This is a genomic window from Caulobacter sp. FV1ye6ST (assembly GCF_058681225.1).
In genome coordinates, this window is record NZ_CM178733.1 from 1,325,411 (window position 1) to 1,347,914 (window position 22,504).

18 protein-coding genes and 1 pseudogene are annotated in these 22,504 nt (G+C 67.3%); 9 read left to right on the forward strand and 10 right to left on the reverse strand.

All coding sequences use genetic code 11. From position 1 onward, the window contains the following. Positions 1-16: 16 nt before the first annotated feature. Positions 17-769, forward strand: a complete 753-nt coding sequence (locus ACW175_RS06455; RefSeq protein ID WP_492103778.1) for a FadR/GntR family transcriptional regulator — start codon at positions 17-19, stop codon at positions 767-769. A gap of 113 nt (positions 770-882) precedes the next feature. Next, a complete protein-coding gene (locus tag ACW175_RS06460) occupies positions 883-1,209 on the forward strand; it encodes a DUF8776 family protein (RefSeq protein WP_492103779.1) in 327 nt (108 codons plus the stop codon). A gap of 25 nt (positions 1,210-1,234) precedes the next feature. On the opposite strand, the gene ACW175_RS06465 is transcribed toward ACW175_RS06460, so the two are convergent. From ACW175_RS06465 to rhmD, 7 genes are all read right to left on the reverse strand, one after another. Then, on the reverse strand, positions 1,235-1,660 hold the full coding sequence (locus tag ACW175_RS06465) for a VOC family protein (protein ID WP_492103780.1): 426 nt from the start codon (positions 1,658-1,660) through the stop codon (positions 1,235-1,237). 83 nt (positions 1,661-1,743) lie between these two features. Continuing rightward, the gene (rhaT, locus tag ACW175_RS06470) at positions 1,744-2,838 is read right to left on the reverse strand and encodes an L-rhamnose/proton symporter RhaT (protein WP_492103781.1); all 1,095 of its coding nucleotides are present in this window, start codon (positions 2,836-2,838) and stop codon (positions 1,744-1,746) included. A 34-nt stretch (positions 2,839-2,872) separates the two neighbouring features. Beyond that, positions 2,873-3,187 (reverse strand): L-rhamnose mutarotase, encoded by a 315-nt coding sequence (locus ACW175_RS06475; protein ID WP_492103782.1) that lies wholly within the window; start codon positions 3,185-3,187, stop codon positions 2,873-2,875. Continuing rightward, positions 3,187-4,095, reverse strand: coding sequence for an amidohydrolase family protein (locus tag ACW175_RS06480; RefSeq protein WP_492103783.1), 909 nt, complete (start codon positions 4,093-4,095; stop codon positions 3,187-3,189). Before ACW175_RS06480 ends, ACW175_RS06475 begins: the two co-directional genes overlap by 1 nt. 47 nt (positions 4,096-4,142) lie before the next feature. Then, positions 4,143-4,895 (reverse strand): SDR family NAD(P)-dependent oxidoreductase, encoded by a 753-nt coding sequence (locus ACW175_RS06485; RefSeq protein ID WP_492103784.1) that lies wholly within the window; start codon positions 4,893-4,895, stop codon positions 4,143-4,145. Further along, positions 4,892-5,755: a 2,4-didehydro-3-deoxy-L-rhamnonate hydrolase gene (locus ACW175_RS06490; protein WP_492103785.1), complete on the reverse strand. Its 864-nt coding sequence runs from the start codon at positions 5,753-5,755 to the stop codon at positions 4,892-4,894. The genes ACW175_RS06485 and ACW175_RS06490 overlap by 4 nt, the downstream gene beginning before the upstream one ends. Positions 5,756-5,776: 21 nt before the next feature. Continuing rightward, positions 5,777-6,955 (reverse strand): L-rhamnonate dehydratase, encoded by a 1,179-nt coding sequence (rhmD, locus tag ACW175_RS06495; RefSeq protein ID WP_492103786.1) that lies wholly within the window; start codon positions 6,953-6,955, stop codon positions 5,777-5,779. Positions 6,956-7,116: 161 nt separating this feature from the next. Here rhmD and ACW175_RS06500 point away from each other — a divergent pair, with 161 nt between their 5' ends. The 5 genes and pseudogenes from ACW175_RS06500 to ACW175_RS06520 all read left to right on the forward strand — a co-directional run. After that, positions 7,117-7,920 carry an IclR family transcriptional regulator gene (locus ACW175_RS06500; protein WP_492103787.1) on the forward strand — a complete coding sequence of 268 codons (804 nt, stop codon included), beginning with the start codon at positions 7,117-7,119 and terminating at the stop codon, positions 7,918-7,920. A 33-nt stretch (positions 7,921-7,953) separates the two neighbouring features. Then, complete coding sequence (gene lra1 / locus ACW175_RS06505; protein WP_492103788.1) at positions 7,954-8,715, forward strand: L-rhamnose 1-dehydrogenase Lra1; 762 nt, start codon at positions 7,954-7,956, stop codon at positions 8,713-8,715. A gap of 2 nt (positions 8,716-8,717) precedes the next feature. Further along, on the forward strand, positions 8,718-9,851 hold the full coding sequence (lldD, locus tag ACW175_RS06510; protein WP_492103789.1) for an FMN-dependent L-lactate dehydrogenase LldD: 1,134 nt from the start codon (positions 8,718-8,720) through the stop codon (positions 9,849-9,851). A 34-nt stretch (positions 9,852-9,885) separates the two neighbouring features. Continuing rightward, positions 9,886-12,156 (forward strand): hypothetical protein, encoded by a 2,271-nt coding sequence (locus ACW175_RS06515; RefSeq protein WP_492103790.1) that lies wholly within the window; start codon positions 9,886-9,888, stop codon positions 12,154-12,156. Then, positions 12,153-12,258: pseudogene (locus tag ACW175_RS06520) on the forward strand (hypothetical protein); the annotation flags it as partial. The gene ACW175_RS06515 and the pseudogene ACW175_RS06520, both read left to right, overlap by 4 nt. Before the next feature lie 12 nt (positions 12,259-12,270). Here ACW175_RS06520 and ACW175_RS06525 read toward each other — a convergent pair. Continuing rightward, positions 12,271-13,713: a pectate lyase gene (locus ACW175_RS06525; protein WP_492103791.1), complete on the reverse strand. Its 1,443-nt coding sequence runs from the start codon at positions 13,711-13,713 to the stop codon at positions 12,271-12,273. Positions 13,714-13,887: 174 nt separating this feature from the next. Between ACW175_RS06525 and ACW175_RS06530 the strand changes: the two genes are divergently transcribed. Continuing rightward, a complete protein-coding gene (locus ACW175_RS06530; RefSeq protein WP_492103792.1) occupies positions 13,888-16,575 on the forward strand; it encodes a TonB-dependent receptor in 2,688 nt (895 codons plus the stop codon). 83 nt (positions 16,576-16,658) lie between these two features. Further along, positions 16,659-17,999, forward strand: coding sequence for an oligogalacturonate lyase family protein (locus ACW175_RS06535; RefSeq protein ID WP_492103793.1), 1,341 nt, complete (start codon positions 16,659-16,661; stop codon positions 17,997-17,999). A 41-nt stretch (positions 18,000-18,040) separates the two neighbouring features. Here ACW175_RS06535 and ACW175_RS06540 read toward each other — a convergent pair whose 3' ends face one another. Further along, positions 18,041-19,402 (reverse strand): glycoside hydrolase family 28 protein, encoded by a 1,362-nt coding sequence (locus ACW175_RS06540; RefSeq protein ID WP_492103794.1) that lies wholly within the window; start codon positions 19,400-19,402, stop codon positions 18,041-18,043. 8 nt (positions 19,403-19,410) lie between these two features. Then, on the reverse strand, positions 19,411-22,503 hold the full coding sequence (locus ACW175_RS06545) for an alpha-L-rhamnosidase (protein ID WP_492103795.1): 3,093 nt from the start codon (positions 22,501-22,503) through the stop codon (positions 19,411-19,413). Position 22,504: the final 1 nt, after the last annotated feature.

Below are 22,504 nucleotides of genomic sequence, written 5' to 3' on the forward strand. Positions count from 1 at the left end.
GTTCAAGCGAGGTTTGATGCGCACGGCGCAGGATCCCCAGAAGCTGTACCAGCAGGTGGCCCGTTCGATCGCTGCCTCGATCGCCGAGGGGCGCTATGTCCCCGGCGACCGCCTGCCGTCCGAGCGGGGACTGGCCGACTCGTTCGGCGTCAGCCGGCCGACGATTCGTGACGCGATGATCGCCCTGGAATTCCAGGGACTGGTCGAGGCCCGTCAGGGCTCTGGTGTCTACGTCACCACCCGGGGCAAGCCCGAGGAGGACGTCACCGAGGCCGAGGTGAGCGCTCTGGAGCTGACCGAGGCTCGCCGCCTGTTCGAGGGCGAGGCCTGCGCCCTGGCCGCCGCGGTCAGCGACGAGCACATCGCCGGGCTGGAGCGAATCGCTCGCGACCTGACCAACCTGGCCGCCACCGAGGACGGCGAGCGGCTGGAGCACGATTTCCACCTGGCCGTGGCCCACGCCACCCGCAACGCCGCCATCGTCGCGGCGGTCGAGGAGATCTGGACGCTGCGTCGGCAGTTTCCCGACTGCTCCAGCCAGTTGCGCCGCGTGCGCCTGGCCGATCCTAAGAGCTTCGCCGAGGATCACCACCGCATCGTCGCCGCCTTGCGCGACCGCGATCCCAAGGAAGCGCGCCGCGCGATCCATGATCACCTGAACCGGACGGTCGAGACTCTGTTGTCGATGGCCGAGCGCGATGCGCTGGAACGGACCCGCCGCGAGATGGCCGAGCGCCGCGACGAACTGCTGCGCCGCACCACCATCTGACGTTGTTGCTGGCTTGCTCCGATCCAGCCGCGATAATTCGCCGCACAAATCAAGGGCTTGCCGTCACGGGTCCGCGCGTGCTGACCTCGCCTTAGGGAATCAGGGGGTTACTGATGTCGGATAAACTCGCGCCTGCGAGCGTTGAAACGGTGCTGAAGGCGATCTCGACCGAGATGTCGATCGCGGCGGTGGCGTGCGGGCATCTGGACGTCGCCCTCGGCAAGATCCTGGAGGTCGTTCCGGACGAGCACCGCCTGTCGGTGATGCAGGAGCTGCACACGGTCGACCTGTTGGCTCAGCACATCACGGCGCTGACCGACTTCACGGGGAACCTGTCACAACAGCATGGCCAAGGCGTGCTCGAGGTCAACGACTCCCTCGGCGCCATCACCCTGGGCGACGTCGCCGGCCGCCTGCGCGCCTCGATCTCGGGCGCGTAGAAGGCCGGCGGACCAAGCCGATCGATCAGGGCTGGGCGGGGATGGTGTTGATCATCCACGGAATGCCGAACTTGTCGGTGAAGCTGCCGTAGCCCGGCGACCAGAAGGTCTCGGCGAAATCCATGCCGACCTTGCCGCCTTCCGACAGCGCGTCGAACACCCGCTTGGCCTCGGCCGCATTATCGGCGTGATAGGTGACGTCGAAGCCATTCTTGGGCTTATCGATGTTCGGGGCGAACTCTGGCGGCATGTCCGCGCCCATGATCGCCTGGTCGCCGACCTCCAGCCACGCGTGCATCAGCCAGTCCTTGTACTTCGCATCGACCGGCATGTCGGGCGGGCCGTCGCCGAACGGGTAGGCGGCGGTGACCTTGCCGCCCAGGACCTGGGCGTAGAAGTCGAACGCCTGGCGGCACTCGCCCTTGAAGCTGAGGCTGGTGACGATCTTCACGGTAGTCTCCTCGCTGGATCCGGGCGCTAGGGCGGCCCAGTGTGGGCGACCCTAGCGCAGGACCGTGACGGGAGACAGACCGGCTACGCGGCCCCGATCTTGTTGCCGTAGCCGATGACGATGGTGGCCAGGATCAGCAGAGCGATGCCGCTCCAGACGGTGGCCTTCACGCCGGGGCGGGCGTCCTTCCATTCGCGCAGGGCAAAGCCCCAGACGGTGCCGAAGATGATGATGCTGGCCATGTGCAGCGTCCAGCTGGAGAAGCCGAACTTCCCCATCTGGCTCTCGCCCATCGTGTAGAAGAAGAACTGGAAGTACCAGGCCGTGCCCGCCAGGGCGCAGAGCAGGTAGTTGGCCAGCAGCGGCGGCTTGGCTTCGCCAACCCCTTTGGAAGCCGCGTCCTCGGCGGGCGCCGCGCCGCCCAGCCACTGGCCGGCGCTCTTGTTACGGACGATCAGGAAGCCGCACCAGACGCCGTTGGTCAGCAGGCCGCCGAACATGACGAGGCACAGCACCGGCAGGCCGGTCCACAGCGGGCCGGTGCCCGCCGAGGCCGACAGCGCCTTGATCGGTTCGCCCGCCGCCAGACCGAAGGCGAAGCAGGCCGACATGATCCCGGAGAAGATCGCCACGGCGACGCCCTTCTTGAAGTCGAACTCGGCGATGACCGCCTTCTTGGCGTCTTCGGAGAGGGCCGCGTCCTTGCGCGCCCCGGCCAGGGCCACCACGACGATGCCGGCCAAGGTGATGACGAGGCCCAGCAGGATGATCCGGCCCGAGGCGTTGTTCAGCAGCTTCTCGGCGAAGTCGCCCTGGACGATCGGCGGGATCAGGGTCCCGAACACCGTGCAGAGACCCAGCACCACCGCCATGCCCAGCGACAGGCCAAGATAGCGCATGGTCAGGCCGTAGGTCAGGCCGCCAAAGCCCCAGAGCATGCCGAACAGGATGCAGAGGCCGGCGATGTTGCCGGGAACCTGGCTCATCACGCCCATCAGGTCGCGGGTCTGGATCGCGGCGAAGAACCATGGCGCCAGCAGCCAGGAGAAGATCCCCCCGGTCAGCCAGAAGATCTCCCACGACCAGCGACGCACGCCGCGATAGGGCACGTAGAAGCTGGCCGAGGCCAGGCCGCCCAGCCAGTGGAACAGCACGCCAAGCAACGGATTGGGCGTCATGGTCTTCTCCCTTTTCTTCTTGTCTTGGATGCTGTCAGGCGAGGTGGAACAGGGTGTCCAGCGCAACGCTGACCGGCGATTTGTCAGGATTGACTTCCATCAGCGGCGCCATGGACTCCCACCAGCGCCGCATCACCGGATGGGCGGGCAGGTCGTCGAGCCGCTCGGGCGTGGCGCACCACATCACGGCGAACAGGGCGTTCGTCTCGGGATCGTGGTGGATGGAATAGTCGGTGATGCCGCGGCTCTTCAGCAGCTCGGCGAGTTCCGGCCACAGGGCGTCGTGCCGGCGGCGGTACTCGTCCAACCGGCCGGGTTTGAGCCGCATGCGGGTGGCGATCTTGCGCATCAGATGTCTAGGCCCAGGCGATAGAGGCGGTTGGCGTTGCGGCCGAACAGGTCGCGGCGCTCGTCGTCGCTGAAGCCGGCGGTGATGGCGGCGTAGGCGGTCAGATGTTTGTCGAGGCTGCCGAACAACATGTCGGTCGGCGCGTCGCTGGCGAACATGCAGCGGTCCGTGCCGAAGATGTCGATGGCCTCCAGGATGTAGGGGCGGATCTGATCCTCGGTCCACCGGCGGTGGACGAAGCCGAAGCCCGACAGCTTTGTCGAGACCTGGGGCAGGGCGGCCAGGGCCCTCATGCCTTCGCGCCACCGCGTCTTGCCGGCCTCGTCCGTGTCCACCGGCATGCCAGCGTGGTTGATCATCACCGGCGTGTCGGGATGGGCGGCGAACAGGTCCACGAGGCCCAGCATCTGGCCGGGATAGCACTGCAGGTCGAACGACAGGCCGTGCTTGGCCAGCAGGCCAAATCCCGCGCGCCAGGCCGGATCGCCGGTCACGTCGCGCGGGGTGTAGGTGCGCTTGGGATCGGCGTGCCAGTTGACGATGTGGCGGATGCCCCGGACGCTGCGATAGGCTGCGTGAGCCTCAAGCAAGGGCTCGACGTCAGGCGCGTCCAGAGCGGCGAAGGCGACTAGGCCGCTGGGCAGGCCACGCTCATCCGACAGCGCCTGCAGCCAGCGAGTCTCCTCCAGCGCCGACGCGCCCTCCGCGCCCGCGTCCACATGCACCGCGCCGACGACGTTCCAGGCCTTGGCGTCGGCCAGGTAGTCGTCCAGCAGATAGGTGTGCGCGATCGCCTCGACGCTACCGTTCGGACCATCTTCGTTGAACGGCGGCGTCAGCCAGGGATAGCGGATGCGCGTGAGGTCCCACAGATGGATGTGCGCATCGACGAAGGGCGGGCCGGCCATGGGTTTGTTCCTCTCCTAGACGCCCGGTGTTCCGGGTCGTTCCGCGATCAGAAGGTGGTCCGGCCGCCGGAAGTGTCGAAGGTGGCGGCGGTGGTGAAGCTGCATTCCTCGCTGGCCATGAAGCAGACCATCGCGGCGCTCTCGTGGACCTCGCCCAGGCGACCCATGGGGATCTTGCCGCGCATGTAGTCGACCTGGCTCTTGGGCAACTGGTCCAGGATCGGGCTCTCGAAGGTGGCGGGGGTGAGGGCGTTGGCGATCACGCCCTTGGTGGCCAGCTCCTTGCCCAGCGACTTGGTCAGGCCGATGACCCCGGCCTTCGAAGCCGAATAGGCGCTGGCGTTGGGGTTGCCTTCCTTGCCAGCTACGGAGGCGACGTTGACGATCCGGCCGTAGCCGCCCGCCAGCATGTACGGCACCGTCTCGCGGCAGCAGTAGAAGATGCCGTTCAGGTTGATGTCGATCACGCGCTTCCAGCTGTCGACCGGGAACTCGTGCACCGGGACGGTGGCGCCGGTGATGCCGGCCGAAGCGACCAGGATGTCGATCTTGCCCAGGGCTTCGTTCGAGCTCTTGGCGGCCTCGGCGACGGCGGCCTGGTCGGAGACGTCGAGCGCCACGCTGTGGCTGGCGCCGATCTCAAGGGCGACAGATTCGAGGCTCGTCGCGTCGAGGTCCCACAGGGCGACCTTGCCGCCTTCCGCGACGATGCGCGCGGCGACCGCCTTGCCGAGGCCCGAGGCCCCGCCGGTCACGACCGCGCAGCGGCCGGCGAAGCGATTAGCGTAGATGCCGCTCACTGCACGCCTTCCTGGGTCCAGGCCACGACGATCTGGCGCTGCTCGCCCAGCTTCTCGATGCCGAGGCGGATCTCGTCGCCGGCCTTCAGATAGACGGGCTCGGGCTTCTGACCCATGCCGACGCCGGGCGGGGTGCCGGTGGTGATGAGATCACCAGGCTCCAGCGTCATGAACTCGCTGATGTATGAGACCAGCTTGCTGATCGGGAAGATCATGGTCTTCGACGAGCCGTCCTGCTTGCGCTGACCGTTGACGTCCAGCCACATGCCCAGATTCTGCGGGTCGCCGACCTCGTCCGAGGTGACGATCCACGGGCCGACCGGGCCGAAGGTGTCGCAACCCTTGCCCTTGTCCCAGGTGCCGCCGCGCTCGATCTGGAAGGCGCGCTCGGAGACGTCGTTGATCAGGACGTAGCCGGCCACATAGTCCAGGGCCGCGGCTTCCGAGACGTAGCGGGCGCGCGTGCCGATCACGACGCCCAGCTCGACTTCCCAGTCGGTCTTCAGCGAGCCCTTGGGGATCATCACCGGATCGTTCGGACCGGTCAGGCAGCTGACGGCCTTGGTGAACAGCACCGGCTCTTCCGGGATCGGCAGGTTCGACTCGGCGGCGTGGTCGGCGAAGTTCAGGCCCACGGCGATGAACTTGGAAACGCCGTTGACCGGCACGCCGTAGCGGGGTGAGCCCTCGACGGGCGGCAGCGAGGCGGGGTCGATCGCGGCCAGGGCCTTCAGGCTGGCCGGCGACAACTGGGCGCCGGTGATGTCGGCCACGTGGCCCGACAGGTCGCGGATCTTGCCCTCGGCGTCGAGGAGGCCGGGCTTTTCGGCGCCCTTGGGGCCGTAGCGGAGGAGTTTCATGGCTCTAGTCTTTCGAGAGGATCAGCGGGCGTAAGGCCGGTGCAAGCCGACCTCGCGATTGAGTTCGACGCCGAAGCCCGGCGCGTCGGAGAGCTTGAGCTTGCCGTTGACCGGCACGGGCTCGCCGATCAGCTGCGGGTGGAACATCGGGACCACCTCGTCGGCCTTCGGGGCCATCATCAGGAACTCGGCGAACGGGCTGTTATGGCGCGTGATGACGAAGTGGTAGCTGTAGACCGACGAGCCGTGCGGGATGCAGAGCACGCCCCGGCTGTCGGCCAGATTCGAGATCTTGATGATCTCGGTCATGCCGCCGCACCAGCCCACGTCCGGCTGGATGATGTCGCAGCACTCCATCTCCAGCAGCATGCGGAAGCCCCAGCGGGTGGCTTCGTGTTCGCCGGTGGTGACCAGCATGCCCTTGGGGGCGTTCTTCTTCAGGTCACGATAGCCCCAGTAGTCGTCGGGGCTCAGGGCCTCCTCGATCCACTTCAGGCCATACTCATGGGCCTTGTGAGCCAGCTTGGTGGCGTAGTTGAGGTCCAGCGCCATCCAGCAGTCGAACATCAGCCAGAAGTCCTCGCCACAGCGCTCGCGCATCGTCGCCAGCTCTTCGAGGTTCTTGCGTAGGCCTTCCTCGCCCTCGGCCGGACCGTGGTGCAGGGGCATCTTGCCGCCGATGAAGCCCATCTGCTTGGCCAGGTCCGGGCGCGCGCCCGTGGCGTAGAAGGTCAGCTCGTCGCGAACCTTGCCGCCCAGCAGGTGATAAACGGGCTCCTGGCGTAGCTTGCCCAGCAGGTCCCACAGCGCCAGGTCGACGCCGGAGAGGGCGTTCACGACCAGGCCCTTGCGGCCGTAGTACTGGGTGGAGAAGTACATCTGGTCCCAGATCTTCTCGACCTCGGTGGGATCGCGGCCTTCCAGGAAGCGGGCCAGGTGCTTCTCGACGATATAGGCGGCCGGCTCGCCACCCGTGGTCACCGCGAAGCCGATCGTGCCGTCCATGGCCTCGATCTCGACGACCAGCGTGCCCAGCACGTTGATGCCGAAGCTCTGGCGGCTCTGGCGATATTCCGGATAGCGCGACATCGGCGTGGCGATGTGATCGTCGATCCAGTGGCCGTCACCCTGGTCGTGATAGTCGGCCCCGCCGCCCCGGACGACGTAGGCCCGAACGGCTCGGATCTTCGGAAAACTCATCGGCGTCGACTCCCCGAGGCAGGCTCTGTTTTGGCCCAAATGCACGCTAGTCCCATATTTCGGGAACGCTCTGGCTATTCGCGGCCGTGATCTGCAAACTGACGTCCAAAATGAAGGTCCTAAGCAGTGGACTTTCACAATGTGAGAGGTATGTCTAGAGAATGGAACAAGAGGCGTCAATCAAGCGCGGCGATGCGGATGGGGACGGAAAACCGTCGGGCAGCCAGACCCTGCTGCGCGGCCTGGACGTGATCGAGGCCGTCGCCAACGGCCCGATCGCCCTGACCGAACTGGCCGAGACGCTGGGCCTGACCCGCAGCACCACGCACCGCCTGGCCGCCGCCCTGGTCGATCGCCGGATGCTGACCTTCCGTCCGCGCGAGGGTTATGCGCTGGGGCCCAAGCTGCTGGAACTGGGCTATGCCGCGCGGGAGCAGATGCACCTGCCGCAGGTCGCCCGTCCGCACCTGGAGCTGCTGTCCAACACGACCAGCGACACCGTCCACCTTGGCATACTGGAGGGCGATCTAGCCCTCTATCTCGACAAGGTGCCGGGCCGTCGGCGGGTCGAGATCGGCTCGCGGATCGGCGAGCGCCAGCCGCTGTCATCGACGGGCCTCGGCAAGGCGCTGATCCTCGACCTTGGCGAAGAGCGCTGGAAGCAGTTGTTCACGGCCGAAACCGGTCCGCGCGCCCTGGGCCTGCCCGTCTGGCTGGAGCGGATGCGCGGCTACGCCGCCGCCGGCCGCGCCTTCGACCTTGAAGAGAACGAAGACCAGATCCGCTGCGTCGCCGCGCCCATTCGGGGTGTCGACGGCCAGACGGTCGGCGCCATCAGCCTCTCCAGCGCCGCCCAATACATGGACGACGCCCGCATGGAGGCGCTGTCGGACGATGTCCGCAACACCGCCAACGCCATCAGCCGCGAACTGGGCTGGAGCGAGCGGTCCACACGCAAGAAGTAACGCGTAAACGGGCCAGCCCCGGGAAGGAAGCCTATGCTGTTGAAGGATAAGGTCGTGCTGGTCACCGGCGCCTCTGGGGGCATCGGCAAGGCCGCGGCCATCGGCTGCGCCCAGCACGGGGCGGACGTCGCGATCAACTACCACTCGGACGAGGCGGGCGCGGCGGACGCGGTGCGCGAGATCGAGGCGCTGGGCCGTCGCGCGATCGCCGTGAAGGGCGACGTGGCCGAGGCTGCTTCCGCGCCCGCCTTCGTCCAGGCGGCGGTCGAGGCGTTCGGCAAGGTCGACGTGTTCGTCAACAACGCCGGCATCTGCCCCTTCCACGGCTTCCTCGACATGCCGGCCGAGGTGATGGAGCGCACCATGCGGGTCAACCTGCACGGCGCCTACTACATGGTCCAGGCGGCGGCCAACCAGATGGTCAAGCAGGGTCACGGCGGCGCGATCATCGCCGTCAGCTCGATCAGCGCCCTGGTCGGCGGTGGCATGCAGACGCACTACACCCCCACCAAGGCCGGCGTGAACTCGCTGATGCAGTCGACCGCTATCGCGCTCGGCCCCTACGGCATCCGCTGCAACGCGGTGCTGCCGGGTACGATCGAGACGGCGATCAACAAGGAAGACCTCGCCGACCAGAAGAAGCGTGACTACATGGCCGGGCGCATCCCGTTGGGCCGTCTGGGTCAGCCCGACGACCTGGCCGGGCCGATCGTGTTCCTGGCCTCGGACCTGGCCAAGTATGTCACCGGCGCGGCCCTGCTGGTCGACGGCGGCGCCTTCGTGAACCTGCAGTAGCGATGACCATCGTCTCCTCGACCACGGACTTTCGGGAGGCGGCGCGTCGTCGCCTGCCAAGGTTCCTGTTCGACTATATCGACGGCGGCGCCTATGCCGAGCGGACCCTGGCGCGCAACGTCGCCGACCTCGCGGATCTGTCCCTGCGCCAACGAGTGCTGAAGGACGTCTCCCGGGTCTCGACCAAGGCGACCTTGTTTGGCGTCGAGCAGGCCATGCCGATCGCCCTGGCCCCGGTCGGTCTGACGGGCATGTACGCTCGGCGCGGCGAGTGCCAGGCGGCGCGCGCGGCGGCCAAGAAGGGCGTGCCGTTCTGTCTGTCCACCGTCGGCGTCTGCGATGTCGACGAGGTGGCCGAGGCGTCCAGCGCGCCGATCTGGTTCCAGCTCTATGTGCTGCGCGACCGGGCCTTCATGCGTGACCTGCTGGCCCGCGCGGCGAATGCGGGCGCGACGACCCTCGTCTTTACCGTCGACATGCCCGTGCCCGGCGCCCGCTATCGCGACGCCCACTCCGGCATGAGCGGCCCGAGCGCCGCCGCCCGGCGCATGCTGCAGGCGATGTTCAAGCCCAGCTGGGCTTGGGACGTCGGCGTCATGGGCCGTCCGCACACCCTGGGCAATGTCGCGCCGGTGCTGGGCGACAACTCCGGGCTGGAAGACTTCATGGGCTGGCTGGGGGCGAACTTCGATCCGTCCATCCAGTGGAAGGACCTGGAGTGGATCCGCGAGGTCTGGAAGGGCCCGCTGGTCATCAAGGGTGTGCTGGATCCCGAGGACGCCAAGGCCGCCGCCGATATCGGCGCGGACGGCATCGTGGTCTCCAACCACGGCGGACGGCAGCTGGACGGCGTGCTGTCCTCGGCCCGCGCCCTGCCGGCCATCGCCGAGGCGGTGGGCGACCGGTTGACGGTGCTGGCCGACAGCGGCGTGCGCTCGGGCCTCGATGTCGTGCGGATGCTGGCCCTGGGCGCGCATGGCGTGCTGCTGGGCCGGGCCTGGGTCTACGCCCTGGCCGCTCGCGGCGAGACTGGCGTGACCCAGCTTCTGGACCTCTTCGAAAAGGAAATGCGCGTGGCCATGGCCCTGACCGGGGTCAACAGCGTGGCCGAGATCGACCGTTCGATCCTGGCCTGAGCGCCCGCGACAACAAGACGATTGGGAGTAGACGATGAAGCATGTTCTGATGGCCGGCCTCGCGGTCGCCTGCCTGGCTACATCAGCGTTCGGTCAGCCGATCGACCGCCACGCCCTGGTCAGCCGGCATGACGTCAAGCTGACCGCTGTCGATCCCAGCTCGCCGCTGATGGTCGGCAACGGCCAGATCGGTTTCACCGCCGACATCACCGGCCTGCAGACCTTCCCCGAGGCCTACAGCAAGATCGCGCCGCTGCTGACCGAGGCCCAATGGGCCTGGCACGCCTTCCCCAATCCGAACCACTACACCTATGCCGACGGAACCGTGCCGATCGACGTGAGGGGCAGCAAGCAGCCCTACGCCTATATGGCCGATTGGAACGAGGGCGAGACGCGGCCGGCCCTGCTGTGGCTGCGCGAGAACCCGCACCGCTTCTCGCTGGGCCGGGTGGCCCTGGATCTGCGGGACAGGGCCGGCAAGCCCGCCAAGTTCACGGACCTCAAGCAGGCCGAGCAGACGCTGGACCTGTGGACCGGCGTGCTGACCAGCCGCTTCACCTATGACGGCGAGACCGTGACGGTGCGGACGCGCGTGCATCCGACGCTGGACATGATCGTGGTCGACGTCGACTCCGCGCTGGTCGAGCAAGGCCGCCTGAAGCTGTCCGTGAAGTTCCCGGGCGTCTCGAAGAACCTCAATCCAGACCCATCGGATTGGGAGCACCCGGAGCTGCACACCACCAGGGTGACGGGGGAGGGGAAGACCCGCCTGGACCTCTCGCGTCAGCTGGATGAAACCCGCTACGTCGCCGCCCTGCAGGCGGACCGCGCGGTCGACTTCACCGCCGCCGGTCCGCATGCCTTCGTCGTCGCGCCCAGGGCCAAGGGCCGGACCCTGGGCCTTGAAGTCGCCTTCTCGCGCGCGGCCCTGCCGAAGCAACTGCCGACCGTCACCGTCGCCGACCAGGCCACGCGCGCGCACTGGAAGTCCTATTGGACGCAGGGCGCGGCCGTCGACTTCTCGGGCAGCACCGACCCGCGCGCCGCCGAACTGGAGCGCCGCGTGGTGCTCTCCCAGTACCTGATGGCCCTCAACGGCGCCGGCGAGGTCCCGCCGCAGGAGGAGGGGCTTTTCTCCAACAGCTGGAACGGCAAGTTCCATCTCGAGATGCACGCCTGGCACGCGGGCCATTTCGCCCTCTGGAACAAGCCCGAATACCTGGAGCGCAGCCTGCCCTGGTATGTGAGCCACCTGAAGGACGCCAAGGCCCGCGCCGCCAGCCACGGCCTGAAGGGCGCCTGGTGGCCCAAGATGGTCGGACCCGACGGCGTCGACAGCCCCAGCAAGGTCTCGCCCTTCATCATGTGGCAGCAGCCGCATCCGATCTGGATGTCCGAGCTGATCTGGCGCGACAAGCCGACCAAGGCGACCCTTGCCAAGTACGGCCAGTTGGTCTCCGAGACCGCCGACCTGCTGGCCAGCTTCCCGCACAAGGACGACAAGGGTCGCTTCATCCTGGGGCCGCCGATCATCCCGGTGCAGGAGAACTACGACCCGCTGACCACCTTCAACCCGGCCTTCGAGTTGGAGTATTACCGCTGGGGGCTGGAGACGGCGCAGCAGTGGCGGACCCGCGCCGGCCTGGCGCGCAAGCCCGAGTGGGACGCGGTGATCAAGGGCCTGGCCCCGCTGGCGACCAAGGACGGCCTCTACCTGCCGGCGGAGTCCGTGCCGGACTTCTGGGACGTGGCGAGAAGCGCCGCCTGCTCCAAGCACGCCGTCGATCCCAAGTGCATGAACCGCGACCACCCCTCGTTCCTGATGGCCTACGGCCTGATCCCGGGAAAGGCCGACCCGGAGACCATGCGGCGCACCCTGCGGGCCGTGGAGACCGACTGGGACCTGCGCCAGACCTGGGGCTGGGATTATCCGATGGTGGCGATGACCGCCGCGCGCCTGGGTGAGCCGGACAAGGCCGTCGACTGGCTGTTCTACGAGGCCAAGAACAACAAGTTCGGCGTCTCGGGCATGACGCCGCGGGTGCACCTGGACGAACATGCCCAGGCCTTCGTGCCCAAGACGGTTGTGTCTGGCGGCCAGATCGTGCCGGCCGACGAGCCGGTCGGCCCCGACGGCCCGGGTTATCGCCGCGCTGCCGAGACCTATTTCCCGTCGAACGGCTCGCTGCTGGCGGCCGTGGCGATGATGGCGGGCGGCTGGGACGGCTCGAAGGGGCCGACCCCGGGTTTCCCTAAGGACGGCAAGTGGACGGTGAAGGCCGAGGGCTTCAAGCCGTTGCCGTGACGCGTGTGAAAGCCGTCCTCGCCCTTCGACAGGCTCAGGGTGAGGACGACTTCAGCGTTCGAGTAGAAACCTCACCCTGAGCTTGTCGAAGGGCGAGGTTTCGGCTTCGCAAGCCTACTTCACCAGCCCGTTCACATACTCTTCGATGTTCGTGTAGCCGTCGCCGTCCCGATCCTTGGCCGCATCCGAGGCGTCCTTCGGGTTCAGCTTGTGGGCCGTCTCCCAGGCGTCCGGCATGCCATCGCCGTCAGTGTCCTTCGGCGCGGCGGTCGAGGACGCTTCGAACCAGCCGCCGACCTCTTTCTGGCTGTTGATGATCTTGCCGGTGCGGTCGACCACGCTCTTGACCACGCGAGCGTCGATCGGGTCGCGCTTGCGCGAGGCGCCGGCCTTGGCCAGCACCGCCTTGTAGGCGTCGGGCGCGGACTGGGTGACCACGGCGCCGAACGGGAAGGGCGTGTCGACCACGTGCTCGCCCGGCGCGTTGGACGAGGCCAGGACCAGGCTCTTCTGGTCGTCCACCATCTTGTCGTCCATGTAGTTGCCGGCGAAGTGGGTCAGGCCGCTCTTGTTGCGGATGTAGAGCGCCAGCGGGCCGCCGGTGTTGGCGCCCTGGATGTAGTAGTTGCCCACGAAGTTGGAGTGGGTCGTCGAGTTGGTGTTGAGGTCCTCGCCCGCCGCGAACTTCGAGGCGTTGTCGGGACGACCGTAGAACGGGTCCATCGAGTAGCCGCGGCTGACGCCCGGCTCCCAGTTGTAGAAGTCCGTCGTGGCGCCCTGGCCCCAGTTGTAGAAGACGTTGTTGCGGAAATCCAAGGTGATGCCCTCGGCGTCGTCCTTCGCGCCGGCGTAGTTGCCGATGCGGGGCATCCGCGCCTCGTGGTGAGCCCACAGATTGTGGTGGAAGCTGTACTTGGCCCCGAACGAGCCCTGGATCAGGCTGCCATAGCCATGCTCGCCCTTCTCATGGAGCGAGTGGTTCAGGCTTTCGGCGATCAGCGACCACTGGACCGTGACATTGGTCAGGTGCTTGACCTCGGGCGTGACCTTCTGGGTGACCGACAGGCTCTCGTCGATCGACCAGCCCGACGAGATGTGGTCGAGGATGATGTCCGATCCGCCGCCCAGCGAGATCGAGTCATACTCCTTGCCGGCGACGTCGCCGACCCGGACGTGCAGGTAGCGGACGATCACGTGGTTGGCGTGGATCAGGAACTGGGCGTCGCGCAGGGTGATCCCATAGCCGGGCGCCGTCTGGCCGGCGATGGTGATGTGGTCGTTGGCGATCTTCAGGTCGCTCTTCAGGCGGATCACGCCGCCAACGTCGAAGACCACGATGCGCGGACCGTCGGCCTCGACGGCGGCGCGCAGGGAGCCGGGGCCTGAGTCATTCAGGTTGGTCACCTTGATCACCTTGCCGCCACGGCCGCCCTCGGCGAAACGGCCGAAGCCTTCCGCGCCTGGAAACGCCAGCGGCTTACTCGCCTCCGCCGCCACCGCTGAATTGGTAACTCCAGCGATAAGGCCAGCAAAAACAAACGCTTTTTGCCAGTTCATGGTCGTTTCCTCATTTAACCTAGTTAGCCGAAGACGCTGAAGACGCATCGGATTGGTAATACCAGAGTTGCAGGCTTTCGCGTTCTGTTGCAAGGTGTGAGCAACAGTTCCACATTATGATATTTTGTGGAGCATTAAACGACACCGGTATCAAACCGGTTGAGGGGAGAAACCATGACCTCGGCCAAATTTCGCAAAAACCTGATGGCCAGCGGCGCTTTCGCCGCGTCGCTGCTCGCCGCCGCCGGTGCGCACGCCCAGACCGCGCCCGCCGCCGAAGCGGCCTCTGAAGTCGAGCAGATCGTCGTCACCGGCTACCGCTCCAGCTTGAGCAAGGCCCTGGGCGTCAAGCGCACCAGCATCGGCGCCGTCGACGCCATCCTGGCCGAGGATATCGCCGCCTTCCCGGACCAGAACCTGGCCGAAGCCATCCAGCGTCTGCCGGGGGTGACCATCGACCGCGTCGGCGGTGAAGGTCACCAGATCACCGTACGTGGCCTGAACGCCGACTTCACCCGCGTGCGCATCAACGGCGTGGAGGCCATCGCCACGGGCGGCGGCAACCGCAGCCGCGGCTTCGACTTCAATGTTTTCGCCTCGGAACTGTTCAACAGCATCACGGTGCGCAAGACCCAGTCGGCCGACATCTCGGAAGGCTCGCTAGGCGCCACGGTCGATCTGCAGAGCGGTCGCCCGTTCGACTACAAGGGCTTCAAGGCCGCCGCCTCGGCCGAGGGCAGCCTCAACAGCATCACCGATCGCGTCCTGCCGCGCGTCGCCGGCCTGCTGAGCTGGTCCAATCCCGACCAGACCTTCGGCGTCCTGGCCTCGGTAGCCTATTCGAAGCGCCAGCCGGTGGCCGAGGGCTTCAACACCACGCGCTGGCAAGGCGCCGATGCGACCGACAACTTCGCCAGCTGCAGCAAGTGCGCGACGCCGGACGAGTTGGCCAAGGTGCAGAACGCCTTCTACCCGCGCATCCCGCGCTACACGGCCTCGAAAATCGACTCCGAGCGCCTAGGCGTCACCTTCTCGACCCAGTGGCGTCCGAACGCGAAGTCGGAGCTGTCGCTGGACGTCCTGTATTCGGACCTCAACCAGTTCACCGAAAGCCCGAACCTGGAGGCCATCTCGTTCAGCCGATCCAACGCCGCCGGCGTCGGCTCGACGATCGTCCGCGACTACGCGCTCAACGACCGCAACACCTTCACCTACGGCGTGTTCGACAAGGTCGACGTCCGTTCGGAGAACGGCACCCAGCGCGACCACACGACCTTCACCCAGGTGACCCTGGCCGGGAAGTACGCGTTCACCGATCGCCTGCGCGGCCAGATCCGCGTCGGCGTGGCCAATTCCGACTACCGCATGCCCGAGCAGATCTCGTTCCAGCTCGATCGCAACGACGTCAACGGCTACGTCTATGACGCTCGCGCCAACGATCGCACACCGATCATCACCTACGGCTTCGACGTCGCCAATCCGGCCAACTTCACCCTGACCGAGATGCGCTCGCGCGAGAGCACGGCGCTGAACATCGTGCGCACCGTCAATGGCGCGCTGGAGTTCGACATCGATGAGCACCTGAAGCTGCGGGGCGGCGTCGACGCCCAGCAGTACGTGGTCAAGTATCGCGACGCGAGCCGCAACCAGACCTTGACCGGCGCCAACCAGATCGTCGGCGTCGGCGCGTTCTCGAAGGTCGTCTCGTTCGGCCGCGATTTCCCGTTCCCGGGCGGCGACCGCAGCTACGTGGTGGCCGACATCGACAAGGCCGTCGCCTACACTAAGCTGCTCAGCTATCCGCTGATCGTGCAGACGGGCGACACCCGCGACGTGTCGGAGGACGACCTGAGCGGCTTCGGCCAGGCGGTCGTCGACGCGACCATCTTCGGCGGCACCCCGCTGCGCTCGGACTTCGGCTTCCGTGTGGCCCACACCCAGGTCACGGCCGGCGGCTTCGTGAATAACAACACCAATTACGTCACGATGAAGAACGACTACACGGACGTTTTGCCATCGATGAACATCACGCTGGAGCCGCGCGACAACTTCATCCTGCGGGGCGGCATCGCCAAGGTCATGGCCCGCCCGACCCTGGGCAGCCTGACTCCGGGTGGTTCGGTCAGCGCCACGACCCGCACTGTCAACTTCGGCAATCCGGACCTGGAGCCGTTCCGCGCGACCAATTTCGACCTGGCGGCCGAGTGGTACTTCGCGTCGGAGTCGCTGCTGTCCGTGGCGGTCTTCTACAAGAAGATCGACAGCTTCATCGCCAGCCAGACCAGCCGCGCCGTCTACAACACGCTGGGCCTGCCGGAGAGCATCATCACCAGCGCCGGGGCCGTGGGCTCGGACATCTTCGACGTGACCCGTCCGTACAACGGCGACGGCGGTTGGCTGAAGGGCGTCGAGTTCCAGTACCAGCAGCCGTTCAACTTCCTGCCCGACTATCTGCGGGGCTTCGGCTTCATCGGCAACTTCACCTATGTCGACTCCGAGGTGAACTACGGCACCAAGGCCGCGCCGAAGTACAACACCCTGACCGGCCAGTCGAAGACGACGGCCAACGCCACGATCTATTTCGAGCGCGGCAAGTTCAGCGCCCGCACCTCGCTGGCGAAGCGGTCGAAGTTCCTGACGGCCTTCCCGGGCTCGAACGGCAACAACATGGGCGGCACCCACGGCAGCACGTACTACGACTTCTCGTCGAGCTATAAGCTGCGCGACAACTTCGTCATCACCCTGGAAGGCATCAACCTGGGCGACAAGTTCACCGACGCCTATGTCGACACCGCCGACCGGGTCAGCGACTACCGTCACACCGGCCGCGAGATCCTGCTCGGCGTCCGCTGGACCTACTGACCGCTTTCTTCTTTCTAGGCCTCCTCCTAGGGCCTGGGGTGGTCCTTTCCCCGCCCCAGGCCCATCTTTTTGGAGCATTCGACGTGATCGATCGCAGAAGTATCCTGGGCCTGGCGGCGGCCGCTTTGGCCACGCCGGCTCTGGCCGGGCAAACGGATGAGGCGCCGACGCCCGCCGGGCCGATAGCCACCCCTCCCGAGGACTGGATCGACCCGAAGACCGGCCACCGCATCGTGCGGCTTTCGGAGGAGGCGGGCAGCAAGAACCTCTATTTCCACCAGAATGGCTACACGCCCCGGGGCGACAAGCTGGCGATCACAACGCCGGCCGGCATCGCCCTCGTGGACCTGAAGACCTTCAAGCTGACGCCGCTAGCCAACAGCAAGGGCGCCGACCTGCTGTTCTTCGCCCGCAAATCGCGGCGGCTCTACTATTCGGTAACCGCCCCGGGCGAAGGCCAGCCGGTGGATCGCGCCAAGACGATCCACGCCCTCGACATCGACAGCGGTAAGGCCAAGGTCGTCGGCAATTTGGCCCAGGGCCAGATCGTCTCGATCAACGCCGACGAGACCCAACTGCTGGGCGTCGTCACCTACGGCGGCAAGCCGCTGCAGCCCAAGACCGCGGACGATCTCAAGCGCTTTGGCCAGGCCGAGTACGCGGCCAACGGCCCGGACGGCAAGCCGCTCTCCTTCGCCAAGGCCAAGGGCGTGCGGATGACCGAACGCTTCGAGACGCCGACGCCGATGGAGATCTTCACGCTCGACCTGAAGACCGGCGAGCGAAAAGTCGTCCACGCCTCGGACAAGTGGCTGGGCCATGCCCAGTTCTCGCCGACCGACCCGACCCTGGTAATGTTCTGCCACGAGGGACCCTGGCACCGCGTGGACCGCATCTGGACCATCCGCTCCGACGGCTCGGCCCTGACCAAGATCCACACCCGGACCATGAACTTCGAGATCGCCGGCCATGAGTTCTTCGGCGCCGACGGCAAGTGGATCTGGTACGATCTGCAGACCCCGCGCGGCCAGGTGTTCTGGATCGGCGGCTACGAGATCGCCACCGGCAAGCGCCTGTGGCGCCGGGTCGAGCAGAACGAGTGGTCGGTGCACTACAACGTCTCGGCCGACGGGACGCTGTTCGCCGGCGACGGCGGCGACGCCGACATGGTCGCCCATGCGCCGGACGGGAAGTGGATCTACGTCTTCAAGCCGGAGACCCCGCGTGACGCGGCCACCCAGTACTACACCGACGACCTGATCACGCCCGAGAAGATGGCTTCGGAGCGTCTGGTCGACATGTCGGCCCACGACTACCGCTTGGAGCCGAACCTGACCTTCACGCCGGACCAGAAGTGGATCGTGTTCACCTCGAACATGCATGGCGCGAACCATGTTTATGCGGTCGAAGTGGCCAAGCACTAGGATTCAGGCCCCGGCGCTCCAGCGCTGGGGCCTTTTCCCTCTTACAGCCCCACCACGCCCGAGGACTCGACCACCTCGGGCTTCTTGCCGTCGAGCGTGTCGATCCGGCAACGGGTGAAGCGCCAGTCCTTGGCGTCGGCGATCTTGCCGGCGGCCTGGACGTCCAGATCAAGATCCTCGAACGCGAAGCGCTCCAGCGGCGCCTCGACGAAGGCGGCGACCTCGAAGGCGGTCTTGGCGCCGACCGACTTGACCTTGCTGACCCGTACGTCACTGAGGCGGCACAGGCCCTGCGCGCGCGGCACGGGTTGGGTCATGACCCTCCAGTAGGACGGAACGTCCGTCATGCCCGCCGGGATCTCGGCGTAGCTGTAGGACGGGTTCCAATTCAGGTTCACGCGAAAGACGGTGGGCACGTCCTGTAGCTGCATGTCGCTGATGTCGATGTTCGAGATCTGGCCGCCCCGCGTATGGGCCGACTTGAACAGGATGCCGACCGGCGTGGGGTGATGCACCTTCAGGCCCGAGACCTTGATGTCGTGGAAGCCGCCGGAAGTCTCGCTGCCGAAGGTGATCCCGGCCGAGGCGTCGCGGATCACGCAGTCGCGGATGACGATGTCGCGGGTCGGCCGGGCTACCCGCAGGCCGTCGGCGTCGCGGCCGGCCTTGATGCACAGGGCGTCGTCGTTGCAGGCCACGTCGACCCGCTCAACCAGCACGTCGTGCGAGGAGTCGATGTCGACGCCGTCGGTCGACGGCCCGCGCCCGCCCTCGTTGTTGCGGATCTCCAGGTCGGCGATGTGGATGTAGTGCGAGTAGCAGACATGCACCGTCCAGAAGCCGGCGCGGCGCAGGCGCGGGCCGGCCAGCTCGATCTCCTGGCTGTCGAAGATCTGGATCAGGCGCGGGCGCTTGCAGTCGTAGTCGGCGGCCCAGCGCAGGCCCTTGGGATCGTACTTCCGGCGTAGGGCCCAGTAGCTGTCCCAGAACACCTTGCCGTCGCCGTCCACCGTGCCGTCGCCGACGATGCGGACGTTCTTCTGCTTGTAGACATTGATCAGCGCCGCCGGCCAGGTCAGCTCGATGCCGGCCACGCGGGTGGGGAGTTCGGGATAGTCGGCGAGGTTCTGAGAGCCCAACAGGGTGACGCCCTTGTCGAGACGCAGGGTGACGCCGGACTTCAGGAAGATCGAACCGGTGCGATAGGCGCCGGGCTTGAAGGCGATCGTCGCGCCGGTCTTGGCGGCCTCGTCGATTGCGGCCTGGATGGCCTTGGTGTTCAGCGTCTTGCCGTCGCCGACCGCGCCATGGGCGTTGGCCAGGATCGCCTTGCCGGCGGCCAGCGCCAGGGTGGGCGCGGAGGCGGCGACCAGACCGAGCTGGAGGAGGGCGCGTCTCTGCATGGGAAGCCTCAGGCGCTGAAGGTGAAGGTGTGCGAGCCCGAGCCAATCTCGACGACGCGGGTCGGCAGCTCGACGCGAGCCGTGGTGTTGGGCGGGATGATGACGTCGAGCCGGACGCCTGCGCTCGTTCGCTTCCAGGCGCTGGAGATCCGGCCAACCACGGACTCGTAGTCGCCGCCGGCGGCGGGGAGGCGCGGATCGGTCAGCGGGCGGATGGCGATCTTGCGGAAGCCGGGCTCCAGCGCGTCGATGCCGATGATCCGTCGCCAGATGAAGCCGCAGACCGCGCCGAAAGCATAGTGGTTCAGCGAGCCCGTGACGACGCCGTCCTTCAGCCCGTCCCAGCGCTCGAACACCGTCGTCGCCCCCTGGCCGACTTGGTAGCCCCACGAGGGCAGGTCGGTCTGTAGCAAGAGGCCATAGGCGAGGTCGGCGTGGCCGTGGTCGGCCAGAGCGTCCAGGATGTAGGGCGTGCCCACAAAGCCAGTCGACAGCTTGGTCCCGCGCCGGCGGATGTCGGCGGCCAGGCGACCGGCCGAGGCTTGGCGCAGGGCGGCCGGCATGAGGCCGAAGCGCAAGGCCAGGATGTGGCTGGTCTGGCTGTCATTGCCGACCCCGCCATCCGGCCGCACGAATTCGCGAGCGAAGGCCTCGCCGATTCTGGCGCGCAGGGCGGTCAGGCGTGCGGCGTCGGCGTCACGACCGGTGGCCTTGGCCATCTGGGCCAGCAGGTCGGTCGAGTGGGCCCAATAGGCGGTCGAGACCAGCGCCTTGGGCGTGGTGATGTCCGAGCGGCTCTTGGCGTCGACCGACAGCCAGTCGCCGTAGTCCATGCCCCGCGCGTTGCGCCAGACGTGGTCGGGATTGAGCGCGAGGAGCCGTCGGCTCCAGCGGTCCATGGCGTCCCAGTTCTCGCTGATGATGCCGGTGTCGCCGTAACGCCGCCAGACCGTCCAGGGCAGGATCACCGCCGCGTCCGCCCAGCCGGGGGTGTTTTGGCCCAGGGCCCAGAAGGGCGCGGTGTCGGGCATCTCGCCGGTCGGCGCCTGACCGGCCCGCACGTCGCCCATGAACCGGCGGGTGAAGGCGTCGAGGTCCATGTTGAAGGCCGCCGCGTCCCAGAAGATCTGGGCGTCGCCGGTCCAGCCCATTCGCTCGTCGCGTTGCGGGCAGTCGGTGGGAATGCCGAGGAAGTTGCCGCGCTGGCTCCACAGGGTGTTGTTGACGATCGACCGCACCAGCGGATGGTCGATCCGCGCCGCGCCGGTCAGGGCCGCGTCACTGTGCAGGACGACGCCCTCGATGTCGGTCAGCGGGCCGGTGACCTCGACATAGCGGAAGCCGTGGAAGGTGAAGCGCGGCTGCCACGTCTCGCCGGCCGAGTCTCCACGCAGGATGTAGGTGTCGGCTTGCAGCGCCCGGCGGTTGGAGGCGGTGTTCAGCGTCCCGTCCGGCTTCAGCGCCTCGGCATGGCGTAGGGTGATGGTGTCGCCCGCCGCGCCCTTGGCGCGGATTCGGCACCAGCCGGAAAAGTTCTGGCCGAAGTCGACGATGCGGACGCCGGGTCTGGGCGTGGTGATCCGTGTCGGCTTCAGGACCTGGATCGCGCATATGCCGGGACCCGGCTGGGCGGCGACATGGACCGGCGGCGCCTCGCCTTTGCGCGCCGAGGACCAGGCGCGATCGTCGAAGCCCGGTGCGTCCCAGCCTGTCTCGTCCAGGCGCGCATCGTGGGTCTCGCCGTCATAGATCTCGGCCTTCAGCACCGCCGAGGGGGCCAGCTTCCAGCCGTCGCCGTCCGTGGCGATGCGGGTCATCGAGCCGTCGGGGTGTGTCACCTCCAGCAGGCCCGAGAACCGGCGCGGCGGCGGGCCGAAGGCGTAGCGCAGGTCCAGGAAGCCGAACGGGCTGCCGAACCAGCCGTCGGCGACCAGAGCGCCCAGAACGTTGTCGCCGGCCTCCACCAGGTCGGTGACGTCGTAGGCCTGGCTGAGGGCGCGGCCGCGGAAGTCTGTTGACTCCGGCGTCAACAGGCGATCGCCGACCTTCTTCCCATTCAGCCGAGCCTCGTAGCCGCCAAGCGCCGTGGCGTAGAGTCGGGCGCTGGCGACGGGCTTGTCCAGCCGGAACGCGCGGCGCAGGCGCACGGCCGGGCCGGTGACCCAGGGATGGCACGGCGGGATGGTGCGGGCGGAAACCGCCGCTGGCCAAGCGGCATCGTCGAAGCTGGCCTCGCGCCAGCCGTCCGGCGCGTCCAACGCCGTGCGCCAACCTTCCTTGGCATGAATGCGCGTGACCGAACCGTCGGCCTTGGTGAGTGTCAGCCGCACGGCCAGGGCGCCGCCCAGCACCGGGCGCGGCTCGTCCAGGCGCAGGCCCGCCTCGACCGTCAACACGTGCGAGCCAGGCGTGAGACGAGGCAGGACGAAGCTGGGACCCTGGCCCCAGGCGGCGCGGTCGCCAGGCTTGATCAGATTGGCGCCGTCCACCCACAGGCCGTTCAGGCTGTCCTTGGCGCAGACGCTGACGATGGCCGAGACCACGTCGGCCGACATGTCGAAGCGCCAGCGGAACCGGCGGGGTTTGGCGTCATCCGTCTCGCCCCAGACCCAGTACACCCCCTCCAGGCGTTCTTCGCGCATGGCTGGGGTTTCGGCCTCCAGCCAGCTGGCGGACCAGGGCTCCAGCGGACCCATTTCCCACCAGGCGGGTGCGGAGGCGCGAACGGGTTTGCCGTCACCATCCCACGCCTCGACCCGCCACCAGCAGCGCTGGCGCGAGGCCAGCCGTGGTCCGGCATAGGTGATATCGAAGGTGTCGTCGGACTCTACCTTGCCGCTGTCCCAAAGGAACGGACCGCCGGTCAGCGCCGCGCGGCTGGCGGCCACGCGGAGGCGATAGGCGCTCTGCTTAACGTCGCGTCCGCCATCCGCCTCGATCGTCCACGAGAAGCGCGGCCGCGGATTGTCGAGGCCCAGTGGGCTGTCGATCTGGTCGACGCGCGGCGCGGCGATGCGAGCTGTATTCGGAGCGGCCTTGGCCGCGCCGGCGGTCAGGCTCGCGCCAGCGCCCGCGACGGCCAGGAACTGGCGGCGGTCCATC